The following is a 16,718-nucleotide window of genomic DNA, read 5'->3' on the forward strand; positions in this document are numbered from 1 at the left end:
CGCTGTCCCGGGCCGCGCTGTCAGTGCCGCGTGCCAGGATGGATCCGTGCCGCAGACCCTGTTCACCACGCCGCTCATCGGCCGGGACGACGAGATCGCCCGGCTCGGAGCACTGCTGGAGCGCGCCCGCGGCGGCGAGGCCCGGGCCGTGCTGCTCGCCGGGGACGCCGGCGTGGGCAAGACCCGGGTGCTGGACGAGATCGCCGGACGGGCCGCCCGGTCCGGGATGACGGTCCTCACCGGTCACTGCGTCGACCTCGGTGACGTGGGGCTGCCGTATCTGCCCTTCACCGAGGTGCTGGGGGTGCTGGCCGCCGACGAGCGGTTCGCTGACGTCCTGGCGCGGCACCCGGTGGTGGACCGGCTGCTGGGCGCGGGGCCGGACGCCACGAGAGACGGCGGGGGTCCCGCCGCGCACCGGGACAGCGGGGGCGGGCGGCTGCGGCTGTTCGAGGGCGTGGCGGGGCTGCTGGCCGACCTGTCGGAGATCGCTCCGCTGCTCCTGGTCCTGGAGGATCTGCACTGGGCCGACCAGTCCTCACGGGATCTGCTGCGGTTCCTGCTCAGCCGCGGCATCCTGCAGCGGCCGGCGGGCGGTGCGCCCACCCACCGGCTCGCGGTGTTCGCCTCGTACCGCGCGGACGATCTGCACCGCCGCCATCCGCTGCGTCCGCTCCTGGCCGAGCTGGTGCGGCTCCCCGCGGTGGAGCGGCTGGAGCTGCGGCCCATGGCCGACGCGGAGGTGACCCGGCTGGTGCGCGCGCTGCAGGACCGTCCGCTGCCGGAGGCCACGGTCCGCGGAATCGTCGCGCGCGCCGAGGGCAACGCCTTCTACGCGGAGGAACTGCTGGCGGCCACGGACACGGAGGCGGGGGGTGTGCCCAGCGGCCTCGCCGACGTCCTCCTCATCCGCATCGAGCAGCTGTCCGACACCGCCCAGCAGGTGCTGCGCACGGCCGCCGTGGCCGGCCGGCGCGTCGAGCACGACGTGCTGCGCGATGCGGTCGGGCTCCCCGAGGACGAGCTGGAGGCGGCGCTGCGCGAGGCGATCGGCCGGCAGCTGCTGATCCCCGGGCACGCCGACACGTATGCCTTCCGGCACGCCCTGGCCCGGGAGGCGGTCTACGCGGACCTGCTGCCGGGGGAACGGGCGCGGCTGCACGGCGCGTTCGCCCGCCTGCTCGCGGGACGCGGGCACCCGGCCGAGAGCGCGGCCGAGCGCGCCCACCACTACCGCGAGAGCCATGACCTGGCCGAGGCGCTCGCCGCCTCGCTGGAGGCGGCCGGGTACGCCGGCCGGGTGGGCGCGCCCGCCGAGGAGCTGCGGCATCTGGAGACCGCCCTCGACCTGTGGGAGTCGGTGGACCCGGCGGCCCGGCCCTCGGGGGACGGCGTCGACCGGGTGACGCTCACCCTGCGCGCCTCGGCGGCGGCCGCGCACGCCGGTGACTCGCACCGTGCGGTGTCCCTCACCAGGGCCGCGCTCGCGAGCATCGGCCAGGACGCGGACTCCGAGCTCGCCGCCCGGGTCCGCTACACCCTGGCCGGCAATCTGATGAGCGTCGACAGTCTGACGGCCGCGTTCGGCTACAGCAGCGAGGCGCTCGACCTGATCCCCGCCGAGCCGCCGACCCGGACCTGGGTGTGGGCGGCCGCCACGCACGTGATCGCCGCCCGCCACATCGGGGAGAACGGGACGGCGCTGCGGGTCGCCCGCCAGGCCCTGCGCGTCGCCGAGCAGCTGCGGGTCACGGACGCGCAGGCCGACCTCCTGGTCTCGCTGGCCATCCTGGAAGGCGGGGGGCGGCGCACAGCCGAGGGCCGTGAGCGGCTGAAGGAGGCCCGCCAGCTGGCCCGGCAGGCGGGGAACGCACCGGTGGAGATGCGTGCCCTGTTCAACCTCGCCGTCGGCTGCTTCGAGTCCGGTGACCTCGATGGCTGTCTGCCGTGGGTCGCCGAGGGCCTGGACCGCGCCCGCCGGGCCGGGCTGCTGTCGTCGCCGTATCCGCTGGAGATGCGCTATCTGCAGCTGCTGGTCCTGTACACGCTGGGCCGCTGGGACGAGTGCCTGCGGACCGCGGCGGACGACGTGGCCGTGCTGCCTTCGGCGGGCGCATACGCCATGGGTCCCGCGCTGTATGTGGCGCTGGCCCGCGGTGACCTGGGCGCGAGGGAGCGGGCCCTGGTTCTGCTGGAGGGACCGTTCGACTGGATGGCCACGCTGGTCGCGGGTATCGCGCTGACCGAGGCCGCCGTGCTGCGGGGTGAGCCGGAGGAGGCCGTGGAGCGGGCTCGGGCCACGGTGGGCGCGCTGACCGACGAGACGGGTCACCGCCCCGACCTCTCGGTCCGGCTGGCGGCCCTCGCACTGTCGGCGGTCGCCGACGCGGCCGTGGACCTGCGCTCGGCCGACGGCGCGTCCGGCCGCTGGAAGGACACCGCGGACGAACTGGTCGAGCTGGCCCGGGAGACGGCCGTGCGCGGCGAGGACGGCACTCCACAGGGCCCGGAGGGGCTGGCGTGGCTGGCCCGCGCCGAGGCGGAGTGGCTGCGGGCGGTGTCCGGGCCGGACGCTGCAGCCTGGGAGAAGGCGGTGACGGCGTTCGGCTACGGCGACGTGTACGAGCGGGTTCGCTGCCAAGTGCGTTTCGTGGAGGCCCTGTTGGTGGCCGAGCGGCGTGCGGAGGCGGCCGCTCAGGCACGCGAGGCGCATGCGGTGGCCGAGCGGCTCGGCGCGGCGCCCCTGCTGGAGAGGCTGGACGGTCTGATACGCCGCGGCCGGCTCGCCGACGCCCCGTCGTCGGACGGGGAGGGCCTCTCGCCGCTCACCGCCCGTGAGCAGGAGGTACTGCGGCTGCTCGCCCGTGGCCGCAGCAACCGGCAGATCGGCGAGGCGCTGTTCATCACCGGCAAGACGGCGAGCGTCCATGTCTCCAACATCCTGGCCAAGCTGGGTGCTTCGAGCCGTACGGAGGCCGTGGCCATCGCCTACCGGGAGGGGCTGATCGCGCCGGGGCCGACGGTGTCGGGCTGACCTCGGCCGCCGGGGTGCCGGGCGGTGCAGTCGAGGCTCTTGAGGTCGACGGCGTCGGCCATGGCCTGCATGCCCTTGTCGTTGGGGTGCAGATGGTCCCCGCCGTCGAAGACGGGGAGGATGCGCTCGAGGTCGTAGGGGCTGCGGAGGATGTGGTCGAAGTCGGTGACGGCGTCGAATTCGCCGCTGCCGCGGATGAACGCGTTCACCTCCCGGCGGACCGTCTCGCCGGCCGGATCCCATTCCGACCAGCCCTTGAACGGGGCCACGGTGGCGGCGACGACACATCTGCCGGCGGCGTGGACCCGCTCGGCGATCTCCCGGTAGCCGGCTATCAGGTCCTGGGCGGTGACTCCCGTATGGGCCTTGATGTCGTTCACACCCTCGAAGAGGAAGACGGTGCGGACGCCGGGCTGGGAGAGGACGTCGCGCTGCAGACGGTTCAGGGCGCTCTGGCCGCCGCCGTCCGCCAGGACCTTGTTGCCGGAGATCCCTTCGTTCGCCACTCCTTTGACGTCGCCCCCGGCGGTCCGCAGCCGGCGGGCGAGGTAGTCGGGCCAGCGGCGGTCGAGGTCGGTGGTGGACTGCCAGCCGTCGGTGATGGAGTCGCCGAGAGCGACGACGGCCGCGGTGCCCGCGGGCGGCCGTACGGAGACGGCGTCCAGGTAGAACCAGGAGCCGATCGCATCCGTCCAGTGGGCGGCGCTCTCCTCTGCGGTGTGGTCGCCCTGAGTCGTGTAGGACGTCTGCATGGCCATCCAGTGACCGGTCGCGGGGCCCGCCGCGTCGGGAGTGTGGATGCTCACCACCAGGTCGGCGGCGGCGGGGGTTTCACCGGGCAGGGGATCGCTGAGGGCGGCGGCGCCCGCGGGGACGGTGACGGAGCGTGCGCCGCCGAAGGTCAGCCGGCGGTTGCTGCCGGGGACCAGTGCGGCGCCCTGCTGCCGGATGCCGGCGTAGACGCTGTCGAAGGTCACCGGCCGGTCTCCGAAGGCGTTGGAGAGCCGGATCCGCAGGCCGCTGCCCGCCGCGCTGGTGCGGACGACCAGCCGGTAGCCGCGGTCGGGGGCCGAGTCGCCCATGCGGTCGGCGCTCGCGCCCCAGGTGACGACCGAGCGGTGGTCCTCGGGCGCGCCCACGAGGGTGAACTGGGGCTGCTCGCCGGACGCGTGCACCGGTGTGGCCTGGACGGCACCGGCCAGCAGCAGGATGGCGCCCAGGCGGCCGGTTCGGGCGAGGCGGGCCCTCACCGGGCGAGGTCCTTCAGCGTGACGGATCTGCCGGGGGCCAGGGTCACGGACCGTGAGGCGTCGCCGTAAGCCACTGTCGTGGTGCGGCCGCCGACGCTGTGGATGCGTGCCTCGGTCGGTTTCCCGTCCTTCCAGCGCAGGTCGACGACGAAGCCGCCGCGGGCCCCGATGCCCCTCGCCGAGCCCGACTTCGCCCAGGCGCCGGGGAGCGCAGGCAGGAGTTCGAGGTGACCGGGGCGGGAGTAGAGGAGCATCTCGATCACGGCCGCCGGGGTGCCGAAGTTGGCGTCGATCTGGAAGACACCGTTGCCCTTGCCCAGTTCGTAGATGCCGAAGAGGTTGGCGGCCGTGCCGTTGCTGCCGTCCGTCGAGGGACGAAGGTTGTTGACGATCAGCTGGTAGGCGTTGTCGGCGTTCTTCAGGCGGGCCCAGCACAGACTGCGCCAGGCGTTGGCCCAGCCGAAGCTCTCCATGCCGCGCGCGGTGAGCAGGGCGGTGGCGCCGGCCACGATGTTGGCCGGGGTGGAGCCGTCGGGGCGGATGCGGTCGCCCGGGAAGAGGCCGACGAGCGGGGACAGGTGCCGGTGGGTGGTTTCGCCGAGGTTGTCGGGGGACATCCACTCCTCCAGCCAGCCGGTCTTCGGGCTCACCTGCAGGAGATACAGCTGTTTGCGGAGGCCGGAAACGGTAGCCGCGTAGGTATTGTCCCACTGCAGTTCGGCTGCCGCAGTGCAGTAGTTGCCGAAGAGCGCCCAGACCAGTTCCTGGGCGTAGGTGATCGGTGATCCCCTTGGCGTCGAGCGGGCCCTGCTCCGGTGACCAGTCGCTGTCGGCGATGAGCACCTCGCGCGTGGTGCCCGGGAGAGTGGTGGTGAGCAGTCGGGCCTCCCAGAACTCGCAGGCGCCCTTGAGCAGGGGGTAGATCTTCTTCAGGTGGGATCGTGACCCCCGTGAACTCGTAGTGCTCCCACAGGGTGTTGCACAGCCAGGCGTTGCCCGCGGGATGCCACCACCAGCCGCCTCCGCCATAGGGGTTGGTGGAGATGGCGACGGTCCAGCCGGCGTTCTTGCCGCTGGAGTTGCGGTAGCGGTTGCGGGAGTCGTTGAACAGGCGGCGGGTCAGGTCGGTCCAGGAGGGGACCTGGGCGACGCAGTAGTCGGTGAACGCGTCGAAGCAGGCGGAGAGGCCGGCCCGGTCCGCCATCCAGTAGTTCATCTGGACGTTGATGTCGGTGTGGTAATCGCCCATCCAGGCCGGGTCGTTGCCGTCGAGCCAGAGCCCCTGGAGGCCCAGGGGCAGGCTGCCGCGCGACCCGGAGATCATCAGGTACCGGCCGAACTGCACGTAGGCGGCTTCGAGTTCGGGGTCGGGGTCGCCGGTCGCCGTCGGAGAGCGGCCAGGGCGGCTCCGGTCGTCGCGGCGAGGGCGATCAGATTGCGTCTGGGCAGCAGGTGGGACGGATCGGTGTTCATAGCGGCTCCTGGAGGGCGTTCAGGACGGCTTCGGTACGTCGATCCGGTCGATGTCCGGGGCGTAGCCACTGCCGCTGTCGAAGGTGATCGTATTGGAGCCGGCGTTCAGGGTCAGCGGCACGCTGACCGTTTCGGCCGTCCCCCAGTCGCCGGTGGAGGGGAACTTGTGGCTGGTGCCGCGACCGCCGTTGGCCGAGACACCGGCCGACCGGGCGTCACCGCTGACGTAGGCGATCTTCACTTGGTAGGTGCCGGCCTCGGGGACGACGACGTCCTTGAAGGTGATCCTGCCGCCGAGGTAGAGGTTGCCGACTTCTTTGCCGCCGGAGCAGGCGGAGCAGTCGGCGACGGAGGCGTTGCCGGCGAGGGTGTTGGCCGGCGATTCGGCCTCGTAGCCGGTGAAGGCGAGCGCCGGGCCGTGCGGGGTCACGGTGAAAAGGCGGGAACCGTGGGCGGGCAGGGCCTGGGTGACCTTGTCCTTGTGTGTGCCGAGGTTCTCGTGGTTCCACAGGTCGCGGACGGCGGCCTTGCCGGTGAAGCCGAGGGAGGCCCAGGAAGCCGAGACGGCGGCGGGCGAGCCGGCGAGGTTGAACAGGGCGACGGTGTAGCTGCCGTCGGGGTTCTTCGCGGCCCACACCTGCTGCGGGTCGGAGGGGGTGAGGGGCCGTGCGGGCGGGGTGGTGCCCTGGTTGACGGCGATGACCTCCTTGTTGGTGAGCAGGGACAGACCGTAGGAGTCGAGGCGGGTGAGGTCGTCGCCGGTGTAGAGCGGGGACTTGGCGATGGCCCACAGGGTGGCGTAGCTCTGTCGTTCGGCTTGGGTGAGGCCGTCCATGGCGCCGTTGCCGACGTCGAGGGAGTCCAGGTCGTTCCAGCCGCCGGGGCCGGCGTGGCGGGTCCAGCCGGGTGCGTCGTCCCAGCGGTCGTCGACGGAGTTCTCCCAGCTGACGAGGGTGTTGCAGTAGCACTCGACGTCGGTGTCCATGCGCCAGCCCTGCGCGTACTTCTTCCAGTCGGCGGCGTGGCCGATGTCGAGGGACCAGGACAGTTCGAGGTGGACGGGGCGGCCGGTGGCGGCGATCGCCTTGCTCCAGGCGGCCACGTCAGCAACGTTGTCGTACTGGTCGCCGCTCTTTCCGGAGCCCGGTCCGACGCCGTCGAGCTTGAGGAAGTCATAGCCCCAGCCGGCGATCAACTGGGCCTGCGCGTCTATGTACTTCTGTGCACAGGGCCGGGAGAAGTCGAGCTTGTAGGAGCTGTCCCAGCCGTTGGTGGTGCGCAGGTCGCTGTAGACGACGTCGGCGGTGGTGCAGCCGCCGGCGTTCCACACGGGCGTCTTTCCGCCGCCGTACGCCTCCTTCTCCAGGCCGGCGGGCAGATAGATCCCGGCCTTGAGGCCCTTGCCGTGGATGCGGTCGGCGACGGCTTTCATACCGCTGGGGAAGCGCTTCGGGTCGGCCTTCTGGCGGCCGTACTGGTCGTACCCGGGCTTCCACGTGTTGTCGCGCCACCAGCCGGCGTCGATGTTGACGTACTCGTAGCCGTACTTCTTCAGCTTGGCGGCGAGGGCGTCGGTCTGCTTGGCGACGTTCGCCTCGGTGAGGTAGCTGTAGTCGCCGTCGGGGTTGAGGCCGGGGTATTTGGACGACTGCATGCTCCAACTCGACCAGCCCATATAGGGCTTGGCCGCGACGGCAGGCGCGTCGGATACGGCGGACGCGGTGGTCCCGGTGGTCTCGGCGTGGGCCGCGGGGGCGGCGGTGACGGCGGTAACGGCGGTAACGGCACCAGCGGCGAGGGCCAGGACCACCGCGGCTCTCAGGGTGCGTGCGGGCAAGACGGAGTACGAGGATGACCGCATGGGTCGTACCTCCAGGGGGAGTTGGTTCAGCGGCTCGGTGGTGGGTCGTCGGGGGCGATGAAGGACTGGATCGCGGTGGCCGCGGCTCCGCGGGCCCACTCCTCGAAGGGGAGCGGGCGGGTCTGTACGTCGCAGTCGGCGGCGGAGCCGAAGGCGGCCGCGGCGAAGGTGTCGCGGATCTGCTCGGCGAACAGGTCGTAGGCGGCGAGCCCCTCGCCGGAGATGATCACGCGTTCGGGGCCGAGCAGGTTGGCCACGGTGGCGATGCCCCGGCCGATCGCCTCCCCGGCCCTCGCGTAGGCCTCGCGGGCTCCGACGACTCCCTGGTGGGCCAGTGCCACGGCCTCGGCGGTGTCGGCGACCTCGATGCCGGTGGTGTCGCGGATCCGGCGGACGATCGCGGCGTCCCCCGCGATGGCCTCCACACAGCCGCGGTTGCCGCAGTGGCAGGCAGGCCCTGCTGGGTCGACGGTCACATGGCCGATCTCACCGGCCACGCCGTGCGCGCCGGCGATCACACGGCCGTGCACCACAAGGCCGCAGCCGATGCCGGCGCCGACCGTCACCACGGCGAAGTCGGACAGGCCCACCCCGGCCCCGAACCACTGCTCGGCGACGGTCAGGGCCCGTACGTCGTTGTCGACGGTGACCGGCAGCCCCGTGGCCTTGGCGGCGAGTTCGGCGAGCGGTACGTCCCGCCAGTCCAGGAAGGGCGAATAGCGGACGGCGCCCTCGGTGCCGTCGACGTCGCCGGAGACGGCGACGCCGAGACCGAGGACGGGGGCGCCGAAGTCCTCGGCCTCGGCGAGCAGTTCGTGCACCAGCTCCGCCAGCGGGGCCAGCACGGCCTCGGTCGACCGGTCCGTCAGCGGGACGCGCCGGTCGAGGCGGATACGGCAGCACAGGTCGGTGAGCACTCCGATGAGCTCGCCGCCGGTCACCTTGACGCCGATGAACAGCGCTCGCCCGCCGTCGACACGCACCAGGCTCGCGGGCCGCCCGAGGGCGGGGCGGGCCTCCTCGTCGGCGGCCTCCACCAGATAGCCGGCCGCCAGCAGCGGGCGGACCGCCTTGGTGACGGCAGCCGGGGACAGCCCGGCGCGCCGGGCAACCTCCAGCCGGGTGAGGGGCCCTTGGGACAGAACCGTGGTGAAGATCTGCGAGGCGGCCGGCGTGTGGGCCGGGAACGTCTCGACAGGTGACGTGGACCGCATGGCCGGGAACCTAGGTCCCTTATTTTCCACTGTCAATAAAAGAGACAGGAATCGCCTGAAGGTTGACTGTGAGGTTTCGGGCGATCACCTCCTACGAGGCCGATCCGCGTCGTGAGCTGCACGGCCGTGAGATCGGTGAACTGCGCGACGCGGCCCGCGAGATGCTGGCGGCGCCCGGTCGTCCGGCGCCGGTCTTCGTGAATCTCCTCCAGTCCCTCCTTGCCTTCGAGGGCGTCGGCGTACGGCCGGAGGCGCTGGCCGGTGTGAACAGCGAGGAATTCGAGCTGGAGTGCCCGGCGTGCCAGGAGGGGCTGTATGTGGCGTTCGGCGGCTACGGAACGTTCGTGTCGGCCGAGGACTACGTGAGCGGGACGGACGCACAGGCCGCCGAGGACCGCGGGGAGTTGACGCCGATGCCGGCGGAGCGGCTGTCGGGACTGGGCGCGAGGCTGCACGGCGAGGCGGCCACGGCGGGACAGACGGAGGTGGCCCGGGCCCTGACGTATGTCTTCGGCGAGGGGCGCTGCCCTTCATGCGACACCGTGTTCTCGGTGGCACAGGAAGTCGAGAAGCCGTGGGACTGAGCCGGGCACCCCGCTGAACGGGGTGCCCGGACCGGTGCCCTCGCTCGGAGGCAGCGCTCAGCGGTGCGCGGCCGGGGTGTTGGCCGGGGTGACGTTGACCGCGGCCCAGGCCTTGTCCACCGTCAGGTACTCGGTGCTGTTGGCCCCGTAGAGGTCCTTGGCCGCCTTCAGCGTCGCGACGCGCGCGTCGTGGAAGTCGGTCGTGGACACCATGTAGCGCGTCAGTGCCCGGTAGAGGATGGCCGTGGCCTTGGTGCGGCCGATGCCCTTCACCGTCGAGCCGTCGAAGGTCGGCGAGTCGTACTTGACGCCGCCGATCGTCTTTCGGCCGCTGCCCTCGGCGAGCAGGTAGTACGCGTGCGAGGAGACGCCGGAGCCGGCGTGCACCTCGGCGTCGTACACCTGGGGCGACCAGTAGTCGATCGCGCCTTCGAGCTCGTCGAGGGACGGGTGGTCGAGTCGGCGCAGGAACTTCTGGTCCAGGCCCATCTTCTCGCCGATGAGGTAGTCCGGCTTGTCCGTCGCGTTGTTGGTGAAGAACTCGACGTTGGAGCCGAAGACGTCGGCGAGGGACTCGTTCAGCGCGCCCGGCTCGCCGTACTGGTTGCCTTGCTGGTCGACGCGGGTGGGCTCCAGCTTGGCGGTGGCGTCGACCACGCCGTGGGTCAGCTCGTGACCGGACACGTCCAGGGCCACCAGCGGCTTCTTGAACATGTCGCCGTCGCCGTCGCCGTAGAGCATGCAGTTGCAGTCCGAGTCCCAGAACGCGTTGGCCACCTTCCTGCCGAAGTGGACCATGGCCTGGGCGCCCTTGCTGTTGTTCTTGATGCCTTTGCGGCCGAAGGTCTTCTTGTAGAAGTCCAGGGTCTTGGTGACGCCGTACTGGGCGTCGGCGGCTGCGCTGTTCCGGTTGGAGACGGCGCCGTTGCCGAAGACGTCGTTGGTGGTGGTGATCTTCTTGCCGCGGGAGAAGCTCTCCAGTTCCTGGCCCTTGGCGTCCCGGGTCTCGGTTCCCCAGCGGGTGGGGTCCTTGAGGAGGTAGCTGGTGCGGGCCGTGCGGGTGGTGGTCAGCGGGACCTTGCCGACGAAGATGGACTTTCCGGTGCCGTTCGCCGTTGACGGATAGCGGGTGACGCCGGCCGCGGAGGACGTGGCCGTGAGGCCGGCGGCCTGTGAGCCGGTGCCCGTGGCCGGGTCGAGCTTCTCGCCGCGTTCGCGCAGGGTGTCGAGCAGGCGGGGCGAGAGGAACTCGTCGCTGTCGGGCGTGTTGCTGCGCACCTTGCCGGTGACGGCGTCGATGACGACCGTCCGGGAGCCGCCGGCCTCGGCGGTGTCGCTGCCACTGACCGGCACCCGGTAGGCGAGGGCGGACGCGCCGTCGCGGGCGTCCACGACGAGTTCGGCGGTGCCGGCCTCACCCTTGGCGACCGTCGCCGCCTTCTGTTCGGCCTGGCCGGCGGACAGCTTGGCGGCGGTGGCGGCAGCGGGCTTGACGGTGTGTCCGGCGGCCCGGGTGACACCCTTGTACGCCAGCTGCTCGGTGAGATGGACGACGAGGTCGCCCCCGAGGACCGGCATGCCCTGATGGATCCGGGTGAACCGCACGTGCCGGGCGCCCTCCGGATCGATCATGACGTCCCCGGCCTGCAGTTCGTCCCCGTGGGCGACGCCGGTCGCCGAGGCGTGGGCGAAGGCGGCGGTGCGGGCGGCGGACACCACGGACGCGGTTGAGGCGCCGGCGGTGGCAGAGGTGGTGTGGCCCGTCCCCGTGGCGGGGCCCGCGAAGGCGGTGCCCGCGAGGCCCGTGGCGGCCGTCGTCACGGCGACAGCGACCGCCACGTTGCGTATGTGCGGTCTACGCACTGGTGAGGGTTCCTTCCTTGCCAGGCGGCCGGGATCACCAACCGCCTTGACGCATGGCGCCGTTGAGCGCCACAGGGGCTGGTCGGGCCCCGAGAAGAAACCCTTTCGGATGCGTCATGTCCATGTAAAGACTAAAAAACCTGTTTCCGTGCGATACATGGCAATGCTTTGCACATCCACACCGCTCAGTGATCAGTGGGTGACCAACTGTGCGGCGACTGTGAAGATGTGACGAGACGGAAGAAAGTTGCCTCAGGTGAATGTGACCCATCTCGCATCCAGGAGCGCCGTCCTGGGAACGGCCCTGCTCTCGCTCCTCACGGTCCCCGCGCAGGCCGCTTCGGCCGAGTCGCTGCCGAAGCCCGACCTCGCCGGACTTCAGGGCGTCCTGCGCACCGCGGTCGAGCAGGGCGCGCCCGGCGCGATGGCACGGATCGACGACCACGGCTCGGTCGGCCGGGCCGCCGTGGGCCTGGCCGACACCACGAGCGGGCGGGCACTCGGCACCGCCGACCGGTTCCGCATCGGCAGCGTCACCAAGACCTTCACGGCCGTGGTGCTGATGCAGCTGGCGGACGAGGGCAGGCTGGATCTGTCGTGCGGGGTCTCGGTGTACGGGCACACGGGCGCCGTCCAGGGTTACTACACGTACGCCTTCGCCTCGAAGGACGGCAGGCGCAGCCTCACCGCACTCGCCACCACGTCCAACAACGGCGCCGTGCTCGGCACGATGCCCGGCACGCTGGAGTCGGCGTTCTGCGGCAAGCAGGCGAAGGCGCGGCGCGCGGTACCGGCCGGCGACCGCCACGAGGACGTCGCTCCTGGAGTCGTACGGGACTGACCCGGCGGGAACCGCACCGCCCCGGTGGACGTTCTCCGGACGAGCCCACCGAGGCGAGTACGACGACACCAGGGCGGCGCGATGAGCGAGTTGGTCCCCGGCGGCAACATGCCCCTTCCGAGCGGTGCCGTGACCGTCCGGGTGCCCGGCCCCTTCGACGTGTCCGCGCTCATCACGGACGATGGGGGAAAGGTCCGGGGCGACGCCGACTTCGTGTTCTACAACCAGCCGTCCGCTCCGGGCGCCCGGCTGGACGGCGACACCCTCACCGTGGAACCGCCGGGACTGCGCTCCGGGGCCACCAGGATCACCGTCGTCGTCAGCTCCGCCGAGCCCGGCACTCCCCTGGGCCGTCTCCCCGCGCCCACCCTCCTCGTCACGGCTCCGGGCGGCCGCCCACTCGCCCGGTTCGCCCCGCCGCCCCCGCGGCAGGAAACTGTGCTGCTGCTCGCGGAGATCTACCAGCGGGCCGGCGGCTGGAAACTGCGAGCACTGGGCCAGGGGTACACCGACGGACTCGCCGGTCTCGCGCGGGACTTCGGCGTGGACGTCATCGACGAGACGGCAGGGGCGGGCGCACAGACGGCACCCGGGCCGGCGGCGCCGCCGACGCCGGCCCGACAGACTTCCCACGGGCGGGCCCCGTCACCGGCACCGCCGATCCCGGCAACCCGCCCCCCTTCCTCCTCTCTTCCGCCCGTGCCCACCGCACCACCGCCCTCCCCCGATCCGGGCGGCTTCCTCGGCCTGGTCAACTCCGCGCGCGCCGCGGCCGGTTCACCTCCAGTCGTCCTCGACGCCCGTCTGACGTCCGCGGCGCACGCCCACGCCGGTGCCATGGCGGCGGCAGGGCTCCTCGGCGTCGAGGGCGGGGACGGCGTCTCCGTCCACCAGCGCGTCACAGCCGCCGGGTACGCGTACCTCACCATCGGCGAGCACCTGGTCTCCGGCCCGCGCACACCGTCGGAGTTCGTCCGGTACTGCCTGGGCGACGAGCGGACCCGGCGCACCCTGTGCGACCCGGCCTTCACTCAGGCGGGCGTGGCGTGCGTCGGCGACGGGCGCTCGGCCGACATGTACTGGACCGCGCTGTGGGCGAGGCCCCTCACGCCGGACGGCCTGAAGCGGACGGCGGCCGAAGTCGTCGAGCTCACCAACCGGGAGCGCGGCCGGGCCGGCCTGCCTCCCCTGGCCACCGACCCCCTGCTCGCCGGCGCGGCGCAGGCGCACAGCGCGGACATGGTGGCCCGCGCCTTCTACTCGCACACCTCGCCGGAGGGCACCCAGCCCTGGGACCGGGCCGCCGCCGCGGGCGCGCGCCGGCGCTCGATCGGCGAGAACATCGCCTGCGGCCAACGCTCCCCCGCCGAGGTCGTCGAGGGCTGGATGAACAGCCCCGGCCACCGCGCCAACATCCTCAAAACCGACTTCACTCACATAGGGATCGGTTTCGCCGGCGGCGGCCCGGCAGGCACGTACTGGACCCAGTTGTTCGGCGCCTGACCACCGAAGTGCCCGCCGCACCCGCGATCTTGGCGGAACGGAGCGCTCCGGGACAGGATGCGCGCATGAAGGGTTCCCTCTTTTCCAGTGAGTACATGGTCCAGCCGGCCACCGAAGCGGGCATGACCGTCGAGAACGCCAAATGCGTCAAGTACGCGGTGAACGGCGAGATGGTCGCCCGCCAGGGCGCGATGGTCGCCTACCGCGGCAACCTCCAGTTCGAGCGCAAGGGCCAGGGCGTGGGCGGCATGCTCAAGCGCGCGGTCACCGGAGAGGGGCTGCCGCTGATGGCGGTGCGCGGGCAGGGCGAGGCCTGGTTCGCGCACGAGGCTCAGAACTGTTTCATCGTCGACGTCGACCCCGGCGACGAGTTCACCGTCAACGGCCGCAATGTCCTGTGTTTCGACGCCTCGTTGTCGTACCGGATCTCGACGGTCAAGGGCGCGGGCATCGCCGGCGGCGGCCTGTTCAACAGCGTCTTCACCGGACAGGGCAGGCTGGGCCTGGTGTGTGAGGGCAATCCACTGGTCATCCCGGTCTCGGCGCAGTTCCCGGTGTACGTCGACACGGACGCGGTCGTCGGCTGGACGGCCGGTCTGCAGACCTCGCTGCACCGTTCGCAGTCCATCGGCTCGATGCTGCGCGGCGGTTCCGGGGAGGCCGTGCAGTTGATGCTGCAGGGCGAGGGGTACGTGGTCGTCCGGCCGAGCGAGGCGACGCCGCAGAAGGCGCAGCAGCACTGAGGCCCGGGAAATGAGCCTCTGAACCGATCCTCTGGAGTGATCTGCGCGTCACGAGCAACCTTCACGGCGGCAACGACGTCTTGATCCCCAACAGGTGATGCCCTGGCCCTCAGGGGCCAGGGCCCATTTTCGAAGCTCTATACACGCCATGTATACACGGCATGTGTACCCGACATGTATACACAACGCGTAGAGATGCTGTGTATACGGACCGAAAGGGATCCATGTACGGCAAGGCATTCGCCCCGGAGTACCAGGGCGCCCTCACCACTCTCTCCGTGAACTCCTCGCTGACCGACGTACTGGCCGCCGGCACACGGGAGTTGAGAGCTGCCGAGCAGGCCGGTAAGCAGGGAGAGGCGGCCCGCTCCGGACTCGCGGTCGCCGAGGCGCACCGCAGGCTGGGACAGGTCGGGGACGCCGAGCGGGCATGGAAGGCGAGTTACCGCGCGGCGCGGGAGGCCGGGGACACCGCGGCGATGGCGTGGGCGCTGTGGAGCGGCGGCACCCTGGCCCGGCAGCGGAGCGCCTTCCCGCTGGCCTGGCGGCTGCTGGGGCTCGCGGCCGAACTCGGCGAACAGGGCGGCGACGTCGTCGTACGCGGCTACTCACTCGCGGGACTTGCCGAGACCGGCCGCATCCAGGGCGACTACGAGGCCGTACGCAGGCTGCACGAGCAGTTGCTGGCCGAGGCCCGGCGGCGCGGCGAGGCACGCCACACGGTGTGGGCGCTTGAGGGCATCGCGCAGATCCACCGCAACACGGGTGAGTACGACACGGCGTACGCCCTGTTCGAGGAGGCGGCCCAGATAGCCGCGGGCGCCGACGACCGGCGCGGTCACGCCTGGGCGCTGCGCGGGCTGGCCGACATCGTGTCCGTGCGGGACAAGGACGTCGAGCGGGCGCTCGCGCTGCTGTCCGAGGCGGAGACCACGTGCCGTGCGATGAAACTGTCCAGCGCGCTGGCCTACAACCACAAGATGCGCGGCAACGTCCTGTACCGGGCGGGACGTTACGCCGAGTCCCGTGACCTGTACGAGCAGGCGCTCGAGGAGTTCCGCGCGATGAGCGAGCCGCGCGGGGAGGCACTGGCGCGGCTGGGGCTGGCCAAGTCCCTGGCCAGGCTGGGCCGCGACCGAACAGAGACGGCTGCCGAACTCACCGCTCTGGCCCGCGAGTTGGAACGGATCGGGCTACGACACGCACGGGAGATGGTGGCCCGGGCGCAGGAGGAGTTCGGCATCGTGGCGGAGGTCGTACGGTGACGGCCCTTCCTACGGTGCTGCGGGCGCCCGTCGACGCTCCTCACGTCCTCGACCGCTGCCGCGAGTTGGTGCGGCCCGCGCTGGTGGAGGCCGTCGCGCGGATGCATCCCTGGGTGGGTGAGATGTCGGCGTACTCCTTCGGCTGGTGCGAGGTGGGCGGTGCGCCGACCGTCGCGTCCGGCGGGAAGGGTGTGCGGCAGGCATTGGCCGTGCTCGGGGCCGAGGCGGCGGGCGCACCCGGGTGGGCGGGCGTACCCGCGGCGGTCGCGGTGGAGCTGGTGCACACCTTCTCCCTCCTCCACGACGACATCATGGACGGCGACGCGGCCCGGCGGCGCCGGCCCACCGTGTGGAAGGCCTACGGCACCGGTCCCGCGGTCCTCGCGGGCGACGCCCTGTTCGCACTGGCCGTCGAGACCCTCGCCGCGGCGCCGGCCGGCCCGCAGGCCGTGCGGGTGCTGTCGGTGGCGCTGGGTGACCTGGTGCGCGGTCAGGCGGACGACCTGCTGTTCGCCGACCGTCCATGGACGGGACCGCAGCGGGTGCGCCCGGAGGAGTACCGGGCGATGGCCGGGCACAAGACGGGCTCGCTGCTGGGCTGCGGGGCGGCGCTCGGCGCCCTGCTCGGCGGCGCCGCGCCCTCGGTCGTCGACGCCCTCGACCGTGCCGGGCGCCACCTCGGGATCGCCTTCCAGATCGTCGACGACGTCCTGGGGATCTGGGGCGACCCCGCGGTCACCGGCAAGCCCGTGCACGGCGATCTCCGGGAACGGAAGAAGACGTTCCCGGTCCTGGCCGCGCTCGACTCCGACGGCCCCGGGGCCCGGCGGCTCGCGGCGCTCCTGGCCGCGGGCGGGGACCCCGAGAAGGCGGCCACGCTGATCGATGCGCTGGGAGGCCGGTCGGCGGCACTGGCCGAGACACGGCACCACATCGCCGCGGTGGAGACGGCTCTTGCCGAGGTGGCCCTGGAGACGGGAGCGATGGACGAGCTGCGGTCGCTGCTGGGGTATCTGGTGCGTCGGGACGTCTGAGAGAACGCCGCCCTCCTCCGCCGCTCCGAATCCGTTTGGCCCCCGGCCCGAAT

General features: G+C 71.8%; 12 protein-coding genes and 1 pseudogene. 7 read left to right on the plus strand and 6 right to left on the minus strand.

The features are described 5' to 3' along the window. Positions 1-46: 46 nt before the first annotated feature. Complete coding sequence (locus OOK07_RS02195) at positions 47-3,034, plus strand: helix-turn-helix transcriptional regulator (RefSeq protein ID WP_266794798.1); 2,988 nt, start codon at positions 47-49, stop codon at positions 3,032-3,034. On the opposite strand, the gene OOK07_RS02200 is transcribed toward OOK07_RS02195, so the two are convergent. The 5 genes and pseudogenes from OOK07_RS02200 to OOK07_RS02220 form a co-directional block, all read right to left on the minus strand. After that, positions 2,989-4,284, minus strand: a complete 1,296-nt coding sequence (locus OOK07_RS02200; RefSeq protein WP_266794799.1) for an SGNH/GDSL hydrolase family protein — start codon at positions 4,282-4,284, stop codon at positions 2,989-2,991. The two genes, OOK07_RS02195 and OOK07_RS02200, sit on opposite strands and share 46 nt — an antisense overlap. After that, positions 4,281-5,662, minus strand: a pseudogene (locus OOK07_RS02205) (glycosyl hydrolase family 95 catalytic domain-containing protein); the annotation flags it as partial. The pseudogene OOK07_RS02205 and the gene OOK07_RS02200, both read right to left, overlap by 4 nt. Beyond that, complete coding sequence (locus tag OOK07_RS02210; protein WP_266794800.1) at positions 5,608-5,757, minus strand: hypothetical protein; 150 nt, start codon at positions 5,755-5,757, stop codon at positions 5,608-5,610. The gene OOK07_RS02210 and the pseudogene OOK07_RS02205, both read right to left, overlap by 55 nt. 19 nt (positions 5,758-5,776) lie before the next feature. Next, positions 5,777-7,618, minus strand: coding sequence for an alpha-galactosidase D (locus OOK07_RS02215; protein WP_266794801.1), 1,842 nt, complete (start codon positions 7,616-7,618; stop codon positions 5,777-5,779). Positions 7,619-7,644: 26 nt separating this feature from the next. Next, complete coding sequence (locus OOK07_RS02220; RefSeq protein WP_266794802.1) at positions 7,645-8,832, minus strand: ROK family transcriptional regulator; 1,188 nt, start codon at positions 8,830-8,832, stop codon at positions 7,645-7,647. Positions 8,833-8,894: 62 nt separating this feature from the next. Here OOK07_RS02220 and OOK07_RS02225 point away from each other — a divergent pair, with 62 nt between their 5' ends. Beyond that, on the plus strand, positions 8,895-9,416 hold the full coding sequence (locus tag OOK07_RS02225; protein ID WP_266794803.1) for a hypothetical protein: 522 nt from the start codon (positions 8,895-8,897) through the stop codon (positions 9,414-9,416). Between the two features lie 57 nt (positions 9,417-9,473). Here the strand turns inward: OOK07_RS02225 and OOK07_RS02230 are convergent, their stop codons facing one another. Next, positions 9,474-11,279 carry a M4 family metallopeptidase gene (locus OOK07_RS02230; RefSeq protein WP_266794804.1) on the minus strand — a complete coding sequence of 602 codons (1,806 nt, stop codon included), beginning with the start codon at positions 11,277-11,279 and terminating at the stop codon, positions 9,474-9,476. A 262-nt stretch (positions 11,280-11,541) separates the two neighbouring features. Here OOK07_RS02230 and OOK07_RS02235 point away from each other — a divergent pair, with 262 nt between their 5' ends. From OOK07_RS02235 to OOK07_RS02255, 5 genes are all read left to right on the plus strand, one after another. Then, the gene (locus tag OOK07_RS02235; RefSeq protein ID WP_266794805.1) at positions 11,542-12,120 is read left to right on the plus strand and encodes a serine hydrolase; all 579 of its coding nucleotides are present in this window, start codon (positions 11,542-11,544) and stop codon (positions 12,118-12,120) included. Between the two features lie 81 nt (positions 12,121-12,201). Further along, positions 12,202-13,623 carry a CAP domain-containing protein gene (locus OOK07_RS02240; protein ID WP_266794806.1) on the plus strand — a complete coding sequence of 474 codons (1,422 nt, stop codon included), beginning with the start codon at positions 12,202-12,204 and terminating at the stop codon, positions 13,621-13,623. A 65-nt stretch (positions 13,624-13,688) separates the two neighbouring features. Next, on the plus strand, positions 13,689-14,366 hold the full coding sequence (locus tag OOK07_RS02245; protein ID WP_266794807.1) for an AIM24 family protein: 678 nt from the start codon (positions 13,689-13,691) through the stop codon (positions 14,364-14,366). Between the two features lie 224 nt (positions 14,367-14,590). Next, positions 14,591-15,631, plus strand: coding sequence for a tetratricopeptide repeat protein (locus tag OOK07_RS02250; protein ID WP_266794808.1), 1,041 nt, complete (start codon positions 14,591-14,593; stop codon positions 15,629-15,631). Then, the gene (locus OOK07_RS02255) at positions 15,628-16,665 is read left to right on the plus strand and encodes a polyprenyl synthetase family protein (RefSeq protein WP_266794809.1); all 1,038 of its coding nucleotides are present in this window, start codon (positions 15,628-15,630) and stop codon (positions 16,663-16,665) included. The genes OOK07_RS02250 and OOK07_RS02255 overlap by 4 nt, the downstream gene beginning before the upstream one ends. Positions 16,666-16,718 lie beyond the last annotated feature (53 nt).

This window comes from Streptomyces sp. NBC_00078 (assembly GCF_026343335.1).
Taxonomy (GTDB): Bacteria; Actinomycetota; Actinomycetes; order Streptomycetales; family Streptomycetaceae; genus Streptomyces.